Annotated in this window: 17 protein-coding genes; 8 read left to right on the plus strand and 9 right to left on the minus strand. The window is 41.5% G+C overall.

Annotation, left to right across the window (positions count from 1 at the left end; all coding sequences use genetic code 11):
• Positions 1-141 precede the first annotated feature (141 nt).
• Positions 142-930 carry a creatininase family protein gene (locus GSQ19_RS26035; RefSeq protein WP_011320703.1) on the minus strand — a complete coding sequence of 263 codons (789 nt, stop codon included), beginning with the start codon at positions 928-930 and terminating at the stop codon, positions 142-144.
• A 119-nt stretch (positions 931-1,049) separates the two neighbouring features.
• A complete protein-coding gene (locus GSQ19_RS26040; RefSeq protein ID WP_011320704.1) occupies positions 1,050-1,886 on the minus strand; it encodes a TIGR02452 family protein in 837 nt (278 codons plus the stop codon).
• Positions 1,887-2,090: 204 nt separating this feature from the next.
• Between GSQ19_RS26040 and GSQ19_RS26045 the strand changes: the two genes are divergently transcribed.
• On the plus strand, positions 2,091-2,810 hold the full coding sequence (locus GSQ19_RS26045) for an ROK family protein (RefSeq protein WP_011320705.1): 720 nt from the start codon (positions 2,091-2,093) through the stop codon (positions 2,808-2,810).
• A 205-nt stretch (positions 2,811-3,015) separates the two neighbouring features.
• On the opposite strand, the gene GSQ19_RS26050 is transcribed toward GSQ19_RS26045, so the two are convergent.
• Positions 3,016-4,380: a DUF3370 domain-containing protein gene (locus tag GSQ19_RS26050; protein ID WP_011320706.1), complete on the minus strand. Its 1,365-nt coding sequence runs from the start codon at positions 4,378-4,380 to the stop codon at positions 3,016-3,018.
• A gap of 274 nt (positions 4,381-4,654) precedes the next feature.
• Positions 4,655-5,167 carry a pyroglutamyl-peptidase I family protein gene (locus tag GSQ19_RS26055; protein ID WP_011320707.1) on the minus strand — a complete coding sequence of 171 codons (513 nt, stop codon included), beginning with the start codon at positions 5,165-5,167 and terminating at the stop codon, positions 4,655-4,657.
• Between the two features lie 58 nt (positions 5,168-5,225).
• On the opposite strand from GSQ19_RS26055, the gene hisH reads away from it, so the two are divergent.
• Positions 5,226-5,861, plus strand: coding sequence for an imidazole glycerol phosphate synthase subunit HisH (gene hisH / locus GSQ19_RS26060; protein WP_011320708.1), 636 nt, complete (start codon positions 5,226-5,228; stop codon positions 5,859-5,861).
• Between the two features lie 84 nt (positions 5,862-5,945).
• Positions 5,946-6,500: a 16S rRNA (guanine(966)-N(2))-methyltransferase RsmD gene (gene rsmD / locus GSQ19_RS26065; protein WP_011320709.1), complete on the plus strand. Its 555-nt coding sequence runs from the start codon at positions 5,946-5,948 to the stop codon at positions 6,498-6,500.
• Positions 6,501-6,673: 173 nt separating this feature from the next.
• Here rsmD and petG read toward each other — a convergent pair whose 3' ends face one another.
• Positions 6,674-6,787, minus strand: a complete 114-nt coding sequence (gene petG / locus GSQ19_RS26070; RefSeq protein WP_011320710.1) for a cytochrome b6-f complex subunit V — start codon at positions 6,785-6,787, stop codon at positions 6,674-6,676.
• Between the two features lie 209 nt (positions 6,788-6,996).
• On the opposite strand from petG, the gene GSQ19_RS26075 reads away from it, so the two are divergent.
• A complete protein-coding gene (locus GSQ19_RS26075; RefSeq protein ID WP_010995537.1) occupies positions 6,997-7,371 on the plus strand; it encodes a c-type cytochrome in 375 nt (124 codons plus the stop codon).
• Positions 7,372-7,549: 178 nt separating this feature from the next.
• Here the strand turns inward: GSQ19_RS26075 and GSQ19_RS26080 are convergent, their stop codons facing one another.
• Entirely contained in the window at positions 7,550-9,205 is a 1,656-nt protein-coding gene (locus GSQ19_RS26080; protein WP_041455935.1) for an IS5-like element ISAva5 family transposase, read from the minus strand.
• A 244-nt stretch (positions 9,206-9,449) separates the two neighbouring features.
• On the minus strand, positions 9,450-10,451 hold the full coding sequence (locus GSQ19_RS26085) for a tetratricopeptide repeat protein (protein WP_011320711.1): 1,002 nt from the start codon (positions 10,449-10,451) through the stop codon (positions 9,450-9,452).
• Between the two features lie 323 nt (positions 10,452-10,774).
• On the opposite strand from GSQ19_RS26085, the gene GSQ19_RS26090 reads away from it, so the two are divergent.
• Positions 10,775-11,503, plus strand: coding sequence for a peptidylprolyl isomerase (locus GSQ19_RS26090; protein ID WP_041456973.1), 729 nt, complete (start codon positions 10,775-10,777; stop codon positions 11,501-11,503).
• A gap of 24 nt (positions 11,504-11,527) precedes the next feature.
• On the opposite strand, the gene GSQ19_RS26095 is transcribed toward GSQ19_RS26090, so the two are convergent.
• On the minus strand, positions 11,528-12,364 hold the full coding sequence (locus GSQ19_RS26095; protein ID WP_011320713.1) for a dienelactone hydrolase family protein: 837 nt from the start codon (positions 12,362-12,364) through the stop codon (positions 11,528-11,530).
• A 384-nt stretch (positions 12,365-12,748) separates the two neighbouring features.
• The gene (locus tag GSQ19_RS26100; RefSeq protein WP_041456337.1) at positions 12,749-12,967 is read right to left on the minus strand and encodes a hypothetical protein; all 219 of its coding nucleotides are present in this window, start codon (positions 12,965-12,967) and stop codon (positions 12,749-12,751) included.
• Between the two features lie 273 nt (positions 12,968-13,240).
• On the opposite strand from GSQ19_RS26100, the gene GSQ19_RS26105 reads away from it, so the two are divergent.
• From GSQ19_RS26105 to vnfK, 3 genes are all read left to right on the plus strand, one after another.
• A complete protein-coding gene (locus GSQ19_RS26105) occupies positions 13,241-14,026 on the plus strand; it encodes a molybdate ABC transporter substrate-binding protein (protein WP_224311871.1) in 786 nt (261 codons plus the stop codon).
• A gap of 699 nt (positions 14,027-14,725) precedes the next feature.
• Positions 14,726-16,489 (plus strand): nitrogenase vanadium-iron protein, alpha chain, encoded by a 1,764-nt coding sequence (vnfD, locus tag GSQ19_RS26110; RefSeq protein ID WP_011320715.1) that lies wholly within the window; start codon positions 14,726-14,728, stop codon positions 16,487-16,489.
• Positions 16,490-16,812: 323 nt separating this feature from the next.
• Entirely contained in the window at positions 16,813-18,204 is a 1,392-nt protein-coding gene (gene vnfK, locus GSQ19_RS26115; RefSeq protein ID WP_011320716.1) for a V-containing nitrogenase subunit beta, read from the plus strand.
• Positions 18,205-18,257 lie beyond the last annotated feature (53 nt).

Here is an 18,257-nt window from a genome sequence, read left to right on the forward strand (position 1 = left end):
TATTAATGTGGTTTAGCAATTTATCGCCGGTCAACTGTGGAACAGTTTCGATAACTACTGCACTTACCCTACACTAACAAATTTAGTCAGTTGTCAGTTGTCAGTTGTCAGAGACGCGATTAATCGCGTCTGTACTTGTATTTAGCGAAAGGCGTAAATTTCTTTGATGACTTGCACCCAACCATCAGAGACGGATTCTAAAATGCGATCGCCTTTTTCTCTAGTTGCAGTTGTGGCATCGCCAATCACACCACTTTTACTAATATCTTTTGTCACCCAAGCCACAGGTAATTTACCTTCCCAGCTTAATAGGCTACCTTCAGGTTGTTCTGGGGGATATTCTGCTACGGCTTTATCTAGTTGTACCTGATCTGGCAAAATCGCCAGCATAATACTAGTTTCCGCATCTCCCGCGTGCATTCCTTGTGTTGCTTCCTTCGGTGTTAACAATTCTTTAGTGATGTGGGGTACACGCCAGGTAAATAGAGGGAAAACAGCAAAATCACCATATTTTACATGCAAATCTCGCGCTACCATTTGCATAACTTGGGGTTGTCCTCCGTGGGAGTTCATTAACACCAACTTTCTAAACCCTGCGCGATAAATGCTTTCTCCCACTTCCATAATTATTGCTGTTAGCGTTTCCGTACTCAGGGTAATCGTTCCGGGGAAATGCCAGTGTTCATTGGATTTACCATAATAAAGAGTGGGTAAGGCGTAAGCTGGAATGCTAGCATCAAGTTTAGATAAAGCTTTCCCCAACACCCCCACACCAATGGCAGCATCAACAATCAATGGTAAATGGGGTCCATGCTGTTCAATTGCCCCTACTGGCTGGATGATAACGACATTCTCCTTATTTGGCATTTCCTGAATTTCTGTCCAGGTAAGGTAGGCGAAAAACCGTTCTGGGGGAATGAAACTGTGCATTTGGGGATTGGGGACTGGGATTATTACAATCTATACTATAGGATTCCTGTTTGATTGCTGAACAAGTTTATTACCTCTGGAGAAAATGGAAGAGTCTTCTGCAAATTTCCAGCAGTTGATCAAGAAAATCTCCTGTCAAACTCCGTAAAAATAGCTTGTTGTTTACTATTGTCAAGGACGGAAAAAATTACACTTTTAAATCTGCCCCAAAATTGACCACCTGGTAATAATAAATCTGCAAATATTTGGGCAACTATTGATGGGTCATTTCTAAAGACTCCACACCCCCAAGCACCTAAAACTAAGGTATCGCAGCCTTGGTTGGTTGCCAAACTCAACAGTTTTGATGTTCGATTCATAAGCACTTGGGGTATTTTAACGCTGAGGTGCGGTTGATTTTTTTGAATCATGCCTGCATTTGGTGCTGGACTGGTGATGAAATCTACAATATAGGGCTGTGCTAAGAGTTCACCATCATCATTTTTGAAGACTGGACAGATGGGAGAATAAATCATCCAATCTGAGTACAAAAGCGATCGCTCATGGCGATGAAAATTATAATATTCAGGACATTTCAACAGGCTTTTGTAAAGCGCTGAACTTCTGGCTAAACTTTCTTCCTGAGCCTGCGCCCCTCTGATAAATCCACCTCCTGGGTTTTTCGCAGAAGCAAAATTTAAAACACCAACTTGTTGAAATTTTTCACTTTTGACTATGCGTTCGGCTCCCATTAATGTTGTCTCATTCCTGACTGAAAATTCAGTTGCTGAAAAACGAGGAAGGCTATTCAGCACCTTAGTTTCAATCTTTGCCAAATTTTCGGGGCTGTAGCACTTTGTTAAATACAAACACTGTTCTAATTCATGACTGATATCAACTTGATTGCCATCAGCACAAAGGTAGTTACCCATGTTAAGAATGTTTAAGGTATTTTCGGCGATCGCAATTCGTCTCATTGGTGTTATCTTTGCACTTCTGGCTGATATGGCTTTTTAGTAATTCAAATATATTACATATATAATACAAAGACGTAAAGTGTATATGTATTTCCTCTGAGAACTTTATTTTAGAAGCCCTTATCTATACAGCTTCATATATTATTTATTAATCTGTAATTATTTATTTCTATCCCCAATCCCTAACAAAAAGGTAAATTCTCAATGGTTGAAGATAACGGCTCAATTCGCACTTTATCGGTTGATATTGGTGGTAGTGGTGTCAAAGCCTTGGTTTTGGATATTACGGGAAATCCCGTTACAGAAAGGGCGCGAGTTGATACACCCCAACCTGCAACACCAGAGGTCGTGATCAATGCGATTATGGTTTTAGCTGCTGCTCAAGGTGAATTTCACCGGGTTTCTGTGGGTTTTCCTGGTGTGGTGCGTGCTGGTGTCACCGAAACAGCAGTTAACTTAGACTCGGATTGGATTGGATTTGATTTAGAAGCGGCACTATCACAACGGTTACATAAACCTGTACGGGTGATTAATGATGCAGATATGCAGGGTTTTGGTGCAATTAAGGGTAGGGGCGTGGAATTGGTGATTACCTTGGGGACAGGGTTTGGTTCCGCGTTATTTGTCGATGGTAAATTAGTGCCGAATATGGAAATGGGACATCATCCCTTTCGCAAGGGGGAAACCTACGAAGAACAACTAGGAAGAGCAACTTTAGATAAGATTGGTCAAAAGAAATGGAATCGCCGTTTAGAGAAAGCGATCGCCTCACTACAACGACTATTCAACTATGATTACCTTTATATCGGTGGTGGTGAAGCCGTAAGAGTAAATTTTCAGCTACCTTTAAATGTCAAACTCATTCCGAATATTACTGGTTTGTTAGGTGGTATCGCTTTGTGGCGAGATGAAAAAAGACCATGAATCAATTCAAAATACCCTACGGGAAGCTAAAGCTACAAAATACCCTGCGGGAAGGCTGCGCCAACAAAATTCAAAATTAAATACAGCCGGGTACTTAGCTTTTTCCTATAGAGCTAAACACCTGATTTCCCAAGGTTCTAGAATTATAGCTATTGACAGTTGATAGTTGACTGTCAACTATCAACTATCAACCATCAACTGTCAATCAAGGATTAGCTACAGTCCCAACTGTTAATACTTGTGGTGGTGAAGCATCGGGGGGATAGAGAAAGTCTACCTCGACCAAACGGCGATCGCCTTTTTTCATGTTTAATGTAGCTAATGCTTCCCCTGGTTGACCCCGTTTCTGAACTAAATGTACAAGCCGAGTTTGCTGCTGTCCTTGATCATTTCGGTAACGTATCCGCACACTCCCCCGGAAGAATGTTTGACGTGCGGGTGTAGTAAAAAAGCGCAGACCTTGTTTAGTTAAACGGTCTTCTTTAATGGGAGTCTGCACAGATACCTTCACGGTTTGCGCTTTGGCAGTATTGTTATACAAGGGCAACTTTAAACTATATTGAATGGCGTAATTACCATGAGCGCGATAGGCCGTATCTGGATAACGTACTAACATCGGCGCACTCTGAATTTGACCAGTCCCTAAAGTACCACCATGTAGAGTACTCAGAGCATAAGAAAAAGCTTGTCCTGGTTGGGGAATAGTTAAATTCCTGGCTTTGGGAGTATCTACTACAAACGATCGCCAATAAGAACCACGCGCCACCCCAGCGACACGACCATAAATTTTTGGTTTACCAGTTTCCTCTAATGGTGTGGGAGTTTTATCCCGTGGCCCGGACACATCACTATTCTCTAGTAAAGTTTGCCACTCTTCCAAGGTAGGCGATCGCTCACTACCATCAGCATTGGTACGAGCAAACATAGCCAAACTAGCTGCATAGACTGTACCATTAGTCCGCAACCGCGCCAAAGTTGAGCGACCATTTAAAGGTGGTGTCAATTCTCGCACAGGTATAGGTTGATTCAAGAGCATTCGACTTTGCCCTGGTGGTATGACAATTTGAGCCGGGAAAATATCTTGTCGCAGTCCTCTTAAAACATCAGCCATAGCGCGACTACCAGGGCCAGAGAACACATTACCCAAATTATTCTCTACCAAAGATGGCAACTCAATAAACGGTGCATCCGGTTGACTTAAATAACTCGCCCCTTGCAAAATATCCACCTTCACCGGTTGGGATGTGGGATTATGCAGGAGTATCCCTAAATATAATGAGCGTAAATCTTCTGGTGGTTCCGCCCTAGCAATGTGGTGGGCAAAAACATCAAATCGCCCACGAAACGGATAATTCAAATGGGCTGATGGGACTTTTTTGCCTGCTGGGGGAAAAGTGGAAAGTAAGATTCCTTCTCTTAAAACTAATTCTGGACTATTGCTATTAAATGTAGGGATTGAATCCAACTGTCCTGGTAACGCACGGACTTCTTGAGGTTGTACTACTTCTTCCGGTGGTGGTGCAGTAGGAGCAGATTGAGCAACGAAAAAGCTGAGTAAAAAAGGCAACATAGGAGAAATTCAAAATTCAAAATTCAAAATTAGATTAGGGATTGGGGAAGGTGGGGTCCCCTCTGGGGACAAGGGGTAATGGGGATTGGGGAAAATAATTTGTTATTTCCTCATCTTTTTTATCCTCAAAGGTCTAGGTTTTTAATAAAGTGATGAGTGACGATTCTAATTCATCAACCCCTGCCCCCTGCTCCCTACACCCTAAACCAGTATCTTGAAGGCAAGGTGTCAAAACCTAAACTTGTTCATTATGCCCGCCTCGACGGTAATGAGTTCATGAAAGTGCCAGATTGTTAATAATTAATACGAAATCCGTGAGAATTTCTATCAAGTTATCTTGATTCAAGATGGGAACATGAACAAAAACACAATGAGCTGATAGTTTATTTTGTTCTAAGTAGTCCAGTATGGAATAATAAAGACCCTCGCAGACAAATTTACCGCAGTCGTCACTAATATCAGTTGCTGTTGCTCCTATTAGTAATTTTTTTAGATCAACTGTGGTCTGTAAAAAGATTTCTCCACAGCTAGCACCTACTTCTACACTTAATTTTTTCCGGCTTGCGGCCATGCCACAACAGATAATGTAATCTGGTTGGGATTCCTCTATTTTTGCCATTACTAGGGAACTGGCCAGCCCAATATCAACAGGTAACAAGCGCAAAAATTGTAAATCTAATGGAAGTGAGTTAAGTTGAGTGACTTCAAATAATAAATCATCAGAGGAATTTGACTTTTGATCTTCTAGCCAAGTGTCAAAAGAAGTTAATAGAATTCTTTTCTTCATGGAAAATATTATTTAGAATAGAAAAACCCTCCATAAACAATTTACAAGGAGAAGGTCAATGCCAGTTGTTGCTGTTATAGATTATGAGATGGGAAATTTGCATTCGGTTTGCAAAGGATTAGAAAAAGCGGGGGCGACTCCTATAATTACTCATTCTCATCAGGAATTAACTAAGGCCGATGCAGTCATATTGCCGGGAGTGGGAGCATTTGACCCAGCAGTGCAGAGTTTGCGATCGCGTGATTTAGAACAACCAATTAAAGATACAATCGCTTCAGGCAAACCCTTCTTAGGTATCTGTTTAGGGCTGCAAATTCTGTTTGAATCGAGTGCGGAAGGTACTCAACCAGGACTAGGAATTATCAAAGGAAAAGTGCGGCGGTTTATTTCTGAACCAGGAATTACCATTCCCCACATGGGTTGGAATCAGTTGGAATTAACCCAACCAAAAAGCATTTTGTGGGAGCATTTGCCACCCCAACCTTGGGTATATTTTGTACATTCCTACTATGTTGACCCAGTTGAGCCTCAAGTTCGTGCTGCAACTGTTACTCACGGTACGCAAACCGTTACGGCAGCTATTGCCCATGAAAACCTGATGGCAGTACAATTTCATCCCGAAAAATCGTCAAATATTGGGCTGCAAATCCTGTCTAATTTTGTCTCCCAAGTACGGGAAAAAATTGCTGCATAATATTAGTTTGTCAGTCGTCAGTTGTCACTTGTCAGTAGACTAATGATTAATAACTAATGATTAATGACTAATGACCATTGACCAATGAGTCTAAAAATTTACGGGAATCGCCAAATTAAAACTTTACCAGGGCAAGAAACCAGACCCACCACTGGGAGGGTGAGGGAAGCTGTTTTTAATATTTGGCAGGGAGAAATAGAAGGGTGTCGCTGGCTAGATTTGTGCGCCGGTAACGGTTCAATGGGTGCAGAGGCTTTGTGTCGAGGTGCTAGCTTGGTGGTCGGAATTGAAAAATCAAGCCGAGCCTGTGCAATTATCCAAGAAAACTGGCAGCGCATAGCCAATAACGAACAAAAATGGCGAGTATTGCGCGGAGATGTCCTTCAGCAATTAAAAAACTTATCAGGGCAGCAATTCGACAGAATTTATTTTGACCCACCCTATGCTAGTGGATTATATCAGCCAGTGCTAGAGGCGATCGCTCTTTATCAATTATTAGATCCAAGTGGGGAAATAGCGATCGAACATAATCCCCAAGGATGGGTAGATATATTAATTCCTAACTGGGAAATTTGCCGCCAGAAAGTCTACGGTAACACGGCGCTTACTTTTTATCGCAGCGAGGAATTAGGGGGGTAGGGATTGGGGACAAGAAAGTAAAAAGTAAAAAGGTAGAAGATTTTTTTGACTTTTGCCTTTTGACTTTTGCCTTGGATTGGGGATTGGGGAGATGAGGAAGAATTTTTATCTACTTTATTCCTCATACTCCCCACCCAGTAGCTAAGGCGCTTTAGCACTCAGCACTCCAATACTCAACCACCCAACTCATTGGGGCGCTTGTATTGCTTATAGGCGGCGTAGAACAGCCCAGAGAGGGTGACAACAATCAAACCAAGAACGATGCCTGAAAGTAGGGGTTCAACCACTTTAAAATCTCCTGTTACGATTATTCATTATTTATTTCCCGTCTTTGATTTTACCAAATTGCGGATGAATCCCGCTTCCTACAGTATTTTTAGGCGACCCCTGGAGAGAAAAAAACTGTAGTTCATGCTTGCAGACATCATCAAGAACTTTTAAGCTATGTGTAGGAAATGAAAAATTTGAGTAAACCTAGACTTTTACAGCACACCTTTTGGATAACCAGATTACTAAACCTGAAATTCTGATTCAGCGTATCGCTTTAGTGGCGCTAGTGATACTGCTAGCAATCCCTTTGGGCTTTTTTGGTGTTCAGTTGGTGAAAGCCTCTGACCCTTATGTTAAGAGTGTTCTTGCCATGAAAGGAGACCCAATACAGGGACACGCTATTTTTCAAATAAATTGTGCTGGTTGTCATGGTTTAGAAGCCGATGGCCGAGTAGGCCCCAGCTTACAAGCAGTTTCTAAGCGTAAGTCCAAGTATGGACTAATTCACCAAGTTATTAGCGGTGATACACCACCAATGCCAAAATTTCAGCCCAACACTCAAGAAATGGCAGACCTTTTAAGCTTTTTGGAGACTTTATAGCTCAATCAAGTTTAGATGCGCGCAGACCTAAAACCCCAATTTCTTCGAGAAATCGGGGTTTTCTGTATCATTAACGTGAATTCGACGAAACCTAACCCCAACCCCTTCCCTACAAGGATACTGTTGGCGAATTGATAGAGGGCAAAACCAATCATCACAAAATAGAAAATCAGGAATACTATGAGGCAGTGGGAGCAATTCGAGCAAAGTGAGAAACGCGAGTCTGACTGCGTGGGACATGTTGCCACCAATCCCACATCCGACTGAAGTTGATAGCAGCAGCAGTAATGACATGCTGCAAGAGAGTTTTGGCAAGACCAATGTAGCGACAACGGCGTAATTGGTAGCGACCAGTAGCTTGGGAAATCAAGCCTTCAACGCCAGCACGTTGGTGATAAATTTGTTGAAAAGATTCAGTTTTTTGGCGAATGCGAGCATCATGTAATGCAAGATGTAGTTCCTGTGGTTTGAGGGTCAGAAGACGCGGTAGTTTTTTGGAGCGAGTGCATTTTGAGCGACTTGAACAAAGCGAACAATCGGATTTGTCAAATTGTATTTTGACTACTGGATTGTCATGGCTATCGACAGTTGTACGCCAGGACTTACTTTGTTTACCCATTGGGCAATCAACACGCATCAAATCCCAATGAATAGTGAAGCAATTTTGCTCAAAGCCGGATTGTGCTGTTGCTTGCCAACTAGTTCCGGGGGGAACTTTTCCTACTAAATCAACATGAAAATGGGATTGACTATCGACTAAGTTTTGAGCATTGACATAGCCAGTATCGACAACATGTTCTTGTGGCAAAAGATTGTTCTGGTTTAAACGAGAATGAATTACTGGTGTCATCTCAACATCCGCACTTGTGGCCACGGACGTTTCCACATTGATAATTAAGTTTGGCAGTATGGGGTGACAAATTTCTGTCAGATGCAGATTATAACCAGTCCAGTTGATTTCTCGCTTGCTGGAATTGCGTGCATCAACATCGTAAGGAGATTCAATCTGTAGTCTATTTGGTGGTAAGTTATCTTGTTCTCGCCAATAGACTTGTTGCAATTGAATATAGTATTGTTGCACCCAAACTATACGTAATGTTTCCACTGATGGAATCTGCCACAGCCAATTACAAGTTGAGTCTGCATACAAAGCGGATAGCAAATGATGACCATCCTCACCAATTTTTCGCCTCAATTTCTCACGTTCGGCTTTTGATTTGGGCAAGCGGTATTGCTCAAATCTCAGGGAGTAACGTTCAAACCAATCAACGTCAACTCTCGATTTGAGCCAATCAGGGGCAAAATAAGCCAAGTCATTTAAGGTATGACGTAAAGTTTCTCCCACTAATTCCAAACGATTTAACTGTCGTACTGCGGCTAATACGTGAGTTGAATCAGTTCTGACACGGCCGCGATTTTTGAGCCAACCTAGTTCTTGGAAACGAGCTAGCATTTGGTTGAGTAACTCTCGCTCTCGTCCTGCTTTGATTAATCGCTGACGAAATTCTGAAAGTACTGAATAATCAAACCCTGGGTCATTTAATTCCAACGATAGTGCGTATTTCCAATCAATATGACCCCTCACTGCATCCGCCGCTTGTCTATCCGTTAAACCTTCGATAAATTGCATTACTGTCACTAATGCCAGTTGTCCTGCTGATATTCCACTTTGACCACAATCTGCGCGGTAAAGTTTGACAAAATCCTCATCCTTATATAACACTCCTATTTCATCCCGCATCTTCATATATATGTTCCCTTTGGGAAATGAATTCCGGGCTACTTGCGCTGTTGTTTCAGGAATCTGCGACATATCACGCGGGTGCAGGGTCATAATCTTTGTAGATGCTACGCTCAATATACTTATTCTCTTTTTTCCACTGTTCCAAACTCTTGAGGGGCTTAACCCCTCAATAATTCGCCAACAGTATCCTACAAGGGAAGGGGCTGAAAATCTATAATTGAGTACCAAATAATCAAGGTTTTAAGCCTCTCTCCGCGTCGGGGAGAGGTACTCTACGAGAAGCGCTCCGCGCTATGGAGAGGGGTTCTTCCGAATTTATCGAACTCACGTATCATTAAAATTTATTACGACGAATTAATGATTCTAATTCGCTGGTCTGACTATCAATTACCCCAATGACGGGACTGTGAAGGGTATATTGTGTCAAGAGTTGCGATCGCTCTATTTTTAAAGTATCTATTTTCTCATAGGCCGCATTGGCTATCAGGTTTTTTACTACCCTTTGGTCTACTTGTGGTTGTGTGTTTGCTAGTTGCTTATACAAATCCTGAAGTTGAGCATCAAAATTTTTCACGGTAGGATGTTGAGACTGGAGTTTAGCTAAATTTAATGCCCGTTCAACTTCTGTTTTAGCAATTGTGCGTAAAATATTACCAGTAGTAGTCTTGGGTACTGTGACAGCTACACCCATACTTGATAGCTCATTTCTGACTTGATCCAACATCTGTTGATATCTGGTGTCCATCATCCCAGTGTCAAAAACACCATCCGTGTATTGCTGTAAGAGTTTTTCTGCTATCTTGTAGTCAGCGATCGCACTTTCTTTATTTCCCAAATCCCTGTAAAGATTCGCTCTTAATAAATATTCATCAGCATTAGAACTTGTATTCTTCCCAATTAATTGAGTTAAATCGGAAATTGCTTTCTGTTCTTCCCCCAACTTTTCATAAGCTCTAGCTCTATTCCAATATGCAGCACTACTCAAACCAAATCTACCCGTATTTTGCCTAATCACTTCGGTATAGTCTGTCACGGCTGCCTGATAGTTACCCATTGCAGCGTAAGCATTCGCTCGATGATAGTATGGTTTTTCAGCTTGGGGATTAAGTTTAATCGCTTGGGTGAAAGCAGCAACCGCCGCCGACAAATCTTTTTTACAGTCTTGCTGAAAGTGTCCCATACCTAAGAAATGGTCTACAGAATTAACATTTGGTGGGATCGGCATTTGGCAATCAGCAGAGAGACCAGAATCCGGTGTTTGTGCAAATACTAAAGGTATCGAAAAGCCCAGCAGCAAAACAGCAGACAATGTATAGGTGATTGAGGTGAATTTCATACTTGTCAAAGTATAGAAGTATTTTTCCTGAGGTTTGTTGAGTGTTGTGATCTACATCTATCACCACACCCCTACAGGACTAATTTAACGGTGACCGCGATTGATTTGCCATAAGAATAGGTCGAGGATTATCATTGATGTCTTTTAGCTAAAAGCAAATGTACTACTTACAGACAAATACGGATGATTTTCGTTAAAACTTTACATAAATTGCGTACTGTTGCTATTAATATTTTAAAGCCATAGAAGAATGTCACACCGTTACTCCTATGCGGGAACTAACTCAGCATCTATCAACCCCAGAGAGCCAAACCCAACAGATAATGACTGAAGTGCTGCAAATCGGCAACCGTACTATTCAAGCTAGTGAACTCATTCCCTTACTGGCTAATTATCAACTTCTACCGCAATTATTACGGGAGTTAATTATCGATGAGGCAATAGCAGCAGTAGAGTGTAAGCCTGAGGAGTTAGCCCAAGCTAAACAAAGGTTTTACGCCGATAAGCAGTTAGCTCAAGAAACAGACATTCAAGCATGGCTGGTACAACAAGGTTTGAGTGCCGAACAACTAGACAATATTATTGTTCGCAAAATCAAGCTAGAAAAGTACAAGCAAGCCACATGGGGAGCAAAACTGGAATCTTATTTTTTCCAGTTAAAAGCGAAATTAGATAAAGTAATTTACTCTCTACTGCGAACTCAAGACCCAGGACTGGCACAGGAACTCTATTTTCGCCTACAAGCAAAAGAACAATCCTTCGCAGAAGTAGCACAAAAATACTCCCAAGGCCCAGAATCTCAAACCGGTGGATTAGTCGGGCCAGTGGAGCAGAGTTCACTACATCCGGCAATGGTACAACTACTTTCTAATTGCCAACCAGGACAAATCTCATCTCCATCTCGGATTGCTGAGTGGTATGTCATTGTGCGGGTGGAAAAGTTTATTCCCGCCCAATTAGATGAACCAATGAAAGCACGCCTACTCAATGAATTATTTGAGGGTTGGATGCAGGAAAAGCAAAGGCAAGTAAATATAATTCCATCCGCTTAATTCTAGGGTAATTTTAGTTCTGACTTACTTGGAAACTCCATACTGTTTAAACCATGCTTGGAGGCGTTTCCAGCCGTCTTGAGCTTCTTTTTCTCTGTAAGAAGGACGATAATCGGCAAAAAAGGCGTGGGGTGCATCAGGATACACAACAATTTCCGATTTACTACTGCTGGATTTTAAGCGCTCGCGCATTTGCTCTACTGTATCTAATGGAATGCCTGTATCCTTTCCTCCATACAATCCCAGCACTGGAACTGTCAAATTAGGGGCGATATCTACAGGATGTTTCGGGGTTAATTCTGTAGAATTGCCCACCAATCGACCATACCAAGCGACACCTGCCTTAACTTTGGGGTTGTGTGCTGAGTATAACCAGGTAATCCGACCACCCCAACAAAAGCCTGTAATGGCTAATTGATCAGCATTACCCTTGGATGATTTGACAGCCCAACCGACGGTAGCATCCAGATCAGAAAATACCTGAGCATCTGGCACTTTTGCCACCACCTGGCGAATTTCATCGATATTACTTAACTTCGAGACATCACCTTGACGAGCAAATAACTCTGGTGCGATCGCTAAATATCCCAACTTGGCAAAACGACGACAGATATCTTGAATGTGTTCATGTACACCGAAGATTTCTTGAATCACCAACACAATCGGAAAATTCTCACCAGTAGCAGGTAATGCTCTGTAAGCTGGAATTTCACCATCTTGGACGGGAATTTTCACCGCACCTGCAACTAATCCTTGTGTATCAGTAGTAATCACTTGGGCTGAAATTGGTTTGACGGCTAAAGCAAAGCCAGTTGTTAAAGTAGCCGTAGCGATAAATTGGCGACGGGTGATCTGTTTCATCGTCTGTACCTTGAATTATTTGGGTTCAGTTTTATTTGCTCAGAAAATGTAAAGTTTTGTCAACTTACTTTAAGTATAGTTCTATTTAAAAATACTTTTAGATTGACTAAATATTAGATTAACTTAATGCTTAAGACTTAAATTTTACTTAGTATAGTGCGATCGCGCCTTCTCAATTACCGCCAGCCAGTCATCCGTAAATGGGTTAAGCCCGAATTGCGGAAAAAAATTTCCCGGCGCAAGTAAAATTGCAAGATGTATGCTATTCTTTACATATAAGGAATCAAAAGCGTAAAGCTTAACAGGTCGATTCTGGCATAGATATTGACCCCCCCAGTGCTTGTGTTGTTGTAGTAGAAGAATCAAATCCTGTGAGTTAGCCAATCATTTGGTGAACTGATGACCTGACTTCACAAATTTCTGGAGGTATTTGTGGGGTAATTGGATCTGTAACAGTTTGAAAGTATGTGGAGAACTTGCATCTGTTTGCAGTTCATCAATGTGATTGGAGTCAAAAGCATGATCACCAAAACCACATTCTGCACCTTGTGGTGTGGTAGATGCAGGAGATAACTCACTGGAAACTTTTGCTACTGATAACATCTGCCAATCAATTTTATGTTAACTCTCAAAAGTAGTGTTCCGCCTTGATTGCGTGAGGTTCTATAGCAAAAGAACCACAGTGTTTGAGAGTAAAACCTGTGAAATAAGTTTGATTCGTGGCTATTATGCTGTTTGTTTGTAAGTGAAATAATGCAGGTGGAATTGCAGTTTGCACTCCATCTGCCATTTATTTTCTACGGAACTATTACTTCTCCTTAAATCGTTATCACTCATCGTTTACCAATTTTGAGGTACTAATTCATGGGCGTATCTATGCAATTAAGTAATAATCTGGTTTTATTTGAAGATAACGATCGCCTATCAGTTAGATTATACGCAGCTAGTAGCTTAAAAGCTGTTCTCTCGGAAATTGCCCAAGCGTTTACGAGGAAATACAAGATTCCCATAAAACTAGAGTTTGATGATGCTGAGTTGCTTCGGGAACGTCTTCTAGCTGGTGAGAGGGCCGATATATTTGCTGCGGATGATCTGCAAAATCCCAGTGCATTAATGCAAGCCAATCAAAGTAGCCCTGTCGTAAATTTTACTAGTAATAGAATATGTGCGATCGCTAAACCAGGGATAATTATTAATTCAGATACTTTATTAGATTTGATGTTATCCTCTGAAATCAGATTAGGGACATCAACACCTCATCCCAACCTTTTTGAAGACTATACACAAGCAGTTTTTCATAAAGCTGAAAAGTTACGAGCAGGGAGCTTTGACAAATTAAATAGTAAAGCTTTGCGTTTGGGAAACGGAAGTAATTATCCTATTATCTCAGAGAGAAGAAACAAGTTTGTTTACTTTATTCTAGAAACACAACAAGTAGATATATTTTTAAGCTATTATACTGACGCTCGGCTAGCACATTTAGAGGCACCAGATTTACAGATAATAAACCTGCCTAAAAATTTATGTTTTTATGTCAATTATGGCATGACTATTATCAATAAATCTCATAGTGCTGCGGTTATGCTGGCTATGTATATACTTTCTCAAGATGGGCAAGAAATTTTAGCTAAATATGGGTTTTTTACATCTGTTATGAGATGAAACTTCTCATGTTAAGCATATTTCATTTTTGGAATATATGTTGCACAAGGTAACATATATTATGAGCTTTATAGTGTTTTAAAACTTATAAATAACAGGTCTTATATATACTATGTTTCACATCGCTTTATATTTATTTTTTCTATACAAATATGCTCTTCGTGAGTGTTATTGTGCAGGGTGTGCCAGATATAAATAATCTAACTATAGATTGCATTTGAACCGTCTGACGCACCTTACTAATATGCCATTTGTGTAAATCATGATGGATTCTTATTACATAAATATGCTCTTGATTAGTCGCAAATTTATAACTAAAACTCTTAGCAATAGTCTTTAAAATTAGAGGTTAAATTTACAGCAGTTTCAATCGTTTGCATAGATTAACTATCTATTTATTTAGCCAATAAATTTAAACCACTTAATTTATCGGCTTTTCAAGAGGATGTATAGGCTCAATCTATTAGTTTTTTATGGCGAATAGTATTGTTTTTGAATTACTATACAGACCTGTCTTTATAAATTAAAAGTCTCGATTTATATGGATACTAATTTATATTTTTGTCATCCAAAATACTGTTTAATAATTAGAAGAATTGTTAATCTTTAGAAAGACAAAAGAAAAAGATTTCTTCTTGAGGCGGTCATCGATTAAAAGCAAGAAGAAAGAAAGAGAAATCAGCCAAGGAGAATAAAGGAATGCCACTAAAACTATTAAAGTGCGACGAAACAATCCCAGAAAGGGAGAAGCACGTATACATCAAAGAAAAAGGCGAAGACACAACCCAATTTCTGCCCCTATCCAACATCGAAACCATCCCAGGTTCACTATCAGAACGTGGATGTAGCTACTGCGGAGCCAAACTGGTAATTGGTGGCGTACTCAAAGACACCATCCAAATGATTCACGGCCCCATAGGTTGCGCCTACGACACCTGGCACACCAAACGTTATCCTAGCGACAACGGTAACTTTCAACTAAAATACGTCTGGTCATCAGACATGAAAGAATCCCACGTCGTCTTCGGTGGAGAAAAACAACTAGGCAAATCCATCCGAGAAGCCTTCAAAGAATTTCCCGACATCAAACGGATGATAGTCTACACCACCTGCGCCACAGCCTTGATTGGTGACGACATCAAAGCCGTAGTCAAAAGCGCACAGCAAGAACTCGGTGACGTAGACATCTTCTGCGTAGAATGTCCCGGATTTGCAGGTGTGAGCCAATCCAAAGGACACCACGTCCTCAACATCGCTTGGATTAACGAAAAAGTCGGCACATTAGAGCCAGAAATCACCTCACCCTACACCATCAACGTCATCGGAGACTACAACATCCAAGGTGACACCTTCGTACTAGAGAAGTACATGGAGAAAATGGGCATTCAAATCATCGCCCATTTTACCGGAAATGGTACTTATGACTCCTTACGAGGAATGCACAGAGCGCAACTCAACGTTACCAACTGTGCGCGTTCAGCCGGATACATCGCTAACGAACTCAAAAAGAGATATGGTATTCCTCGTCTAGACGTAGACACCTGGGGTTTTGACTATTGCCAAGAAGCATTACGCAAAATCGGCGCATTCTTCGGGATTGAAGACAGAGCCGAGGCTGTAATTGCCGAAGAAATCGCCAAATACCAAGAGAAAATGGATTGGTACAAGGAAAGACTCTCAGGCAAAAAAGTCTGTATTTGGACAGGTGGTCCGAGACTATGGCACTGGACAAAAGCTCTGGAAGATGACTTAGGAATGCAGGTAGTATCCATGTCTTCTAAGTTCGGACACCAAGAAGACTTTGAAAAGGTCATTGCCAGAGGTCAAGAAGGAACTATCTATATTGATGATGGTAATGAATTGGAATTCTTTGAAGTTCTGGAAATGATTCGTCCTGATGTGGTGTTAACTGGGCCACGGGTGGGTGCGTTAGTTAAGAAACTGCACTTACCTTATGTTAATGGTCACGGTTATCACAATGGCCCATACATGGGCTTTGAAGGTGCGGTGAATATGGCGCGTGACTTGTACAATGCCATTTATTCTCCTTTGATGCAGCTTGCTGCTATTGATGTTCGTGATGATGCTCCTAAAGCTCCTGCCAAGACAAAAGAAATTGAACACTTGAATGAAAAAGTGACCAATATCACAACCTACATTCAAGAACGTTGTTTGTGGCAATTCCACTCCCGTGCATGGGATAGAGAAGAGAACATCAATGGTGTAATCAAGAAAGCTGCCGAACTCTTGAGTGGAGAAAGATCAGTTCAGGAAACGCTGACTGACAAGCTGCATTATGCAGATGCGAAGATTCTGGTGTCTGAACTCAAACGCAACTTACCTTGGATCAAAGAGTTGGATAAGGCGCAAGTTAAGTCTGTACTAGAGTCAGTTAAGCAAAATCTAGTCGGTATTGCGATCGCTGGTTCTCTCAACGGTGAATTGCACCACTCTCTCTATTAAAATTATGCAGCGTTGCTGAATCCAGGTATGAATCTGGCGCAGATACGTTACAAGCGCGAAAAAAGATTTTTGATTTTAATTCAGCAACGCTAGAAATTGGTAGTTCTCTTGCATCTCCTAGCAATTTCTCTCTCCCCAAGCCGTTCGCACACTCAAACACCAAGACTTACGACGCGATCACTCTCAACTTAATTCTTGTTGCGAGTACGTAAGTCTTCCCTAACCTAGAACTCAGAACTGCAAAATTTAGGCGGAATTCGATTCAAATATCGGTTCTGAGTTCTATTTACCCCTCATTTCACCCTATTTTGGAGGCAATTTAGATGACTTTAGCTGTAAATAAGAAAGAACGTGCTGGGGTAATCAATCCCATTTTTACCTGTCAGCCTGCGGGTGCTGAATATGCAACCATCGGTGTGAAAGATTGTATCCCCTTGGTGCATGGTGGACAAGGTTGCAGTATGTTTGTCCGCTTGATTTTTGCCCAGCACTTGAAGGAAAACTTTGATATTGCATCTTCTTCACTCCATGAAGCTAGTGCGGTGTTCGGTGGGATGCCACGGATCGAAGAAGGTGTGAAAACCTTGGTAGCACGTTATCCTGACTTGCGTTTGATTCCCATCATCACCACTTGTTCTACTGAAACTATCGGGGATGACGTAGAAGGGACAATCAACAAGGTCAACAAGTTCTTAAAGAAAGAGTATCCAAATCGGGAAGTGAAGTTGATTCCTGTACATACTCCTAGTTACCGTGGTAGTCAGGTAACAGGATATGATGCTGGTGTCACTTCCTTGATCACTAACTTGGCGAAAAAAGGTGAACCAAACGGTAAGTTGAACATCATTACCGGTTGGGTTAACCCTGGTGATGTGACTGAAGTTAAGCACATCCTCAGCGAAATGGGCGTTGATGCCAATATCTTATTAGATACTGAAACCTTCAATGCTCCCACCATGCCAGATAAGAACAGCTTTACCTTTGGTAATACTACCATTGAAGATATTGCTGGTTCTGCCAATGCGATAGGAACGATCGCTCTGTGCAAGTATGAAGGTGGTAACGCCGCTAAATTCTTACAAGAGCAATTTGATGTTCCTGCGATCGTTGGGCCTACACCAATTGGTATCAAGAATACTGACGCTTGGCTACAAAATATCAAGAAACTAACCGGTAAACCAATCCCAGAATCCTTGGTAGTAGAACGGGGTAAAGCGATTGACTCCTTGGCTGACTTAGCTCATATGTACTTTGCTAACAAGCGTGTAGCTATTTACGGCGACCCCGATTTAGTAATTGGCTTGGCTGAGTTCTGCTTAGAAGTTGAATTAGAACCAGTATTGCTGTTGTTGGGTGATGATAACCAAGCTGCTTCCAAAGACCCCAGATTAGCTGAGTTAGCTAAGAGAGCAAACCACGCTGAGTATGACATTGATGTCATCTGGAATGCTGACTTGTGGGAACTGGAAAGCCGCGTGAAAGAAAAAGGCGATATCGATTTGATTTTGGGTCACTCCAAAGGTCGGTATATTGCGATCGACAACAAAATCCCAATGGTACGCGTAGGCTTCCCCACCTTTGACCGTGCAGGTTTGTGGAAAAACCCTGTGATTGGTTATCGCGGTGCGGAATGGTTGGGAGATGCGATCGCTAACGCTATGTTTGCAGACATGGAATACAAGCATGACCGTGAGTGGATCTTAAACGTTTGGTAAGAGGTTTCTAAACGCATAGGTACGCGAAGTATAACGCAAAGGTACGCAGAGTT

Origin of the sequence: Trichormus variabilis 0441 (assembly GCF_009856605.1) — a bacterium.
Lineage (GTDB): Bacteria > Cyanobacteriota > Cyanobacteriia > Cyanobacteriales > Nostocaceae > Trichormus > Trichormus variabilis.